Source organism: Austwickia chelonae NBRC 105200 (assembly GCF_000298175.1).
GTDB classification, from domain to species: Bacteria; Actinomycetota; Actinomycetes; order Actinomycetales; family Dermatophilaceae; genus Austwickia; species Austwickia chelonae.
In genome coordinates this window covers 1-578 of the sequence record NZ_BAGZ01000033.1, presented here as the reverse complement: position 1 = coordinate 578, position 578 = coordinate 1, and the positions used below count along the sequence as shown (strand labels likewise).

Here is a 578-nt window from a genome sequence, read left to right as displayed (position 1 = left end):
CAACTTCAACGCCTCAGCCCGCATCTGACTGATCCGCGACTCCGTCACACCCAACTCCGACGCCAACTCCCGCATCGGACGATCCTCGAAGAAACACCCCCGCACCACGACCTGCAACCGCTCGGGGAGGACTTCGATGGCGTCGCGCAGGTAGGCCTGGCGTTCGCGGGCGATGAGGGCTGCTTCGGGGGTGTCCCGGGTGGAGGGCAGGACGGAGTCGGCGCCCACCGTGTCGGTGATCACGTCCAGACGCAACACCACACTCGAATGCAGATCCGCATCCAAACGCTCCAACTCGGCCACCTCGACACCCATCGCCGCAGCCGTCTCCACATCCGTAGGACGACGACCCAACGACGCCGCCAACTCGTCATGCACCGCATCCCGCTTACGCACCTTCGCACGCAACGAACGCGTCGCCCAGTCAGCACTACGCAACTCGTCCAACAACGCACCACGGATACGACGCACCGCATACCGACCGAAAGGCACCCCCAACGACGCATCAAAACTCCGCGCCGCCATCGCCAACGCCGCCATACCCGCCGACACCAGATCATCCGTATACACATGGCCGG

The 578-nt window shown here is 64.5% G+C and carries 1 protein-coding gene; it reads right to left on the bottom strand.

Annotation, left to right across the window (positions count from 1 at the left end):
* A partial coding sequence (locus AUCHE_RS15335) for a sigma-70 family RNA polymerase sigma factor (protein ID WP_162137270.1) occupies window positions 1-552 on the bottom strand: 552 nt, incomplete at its 3' end.
* Window positions 553-578: the final 26 nt, after the last annotated feature.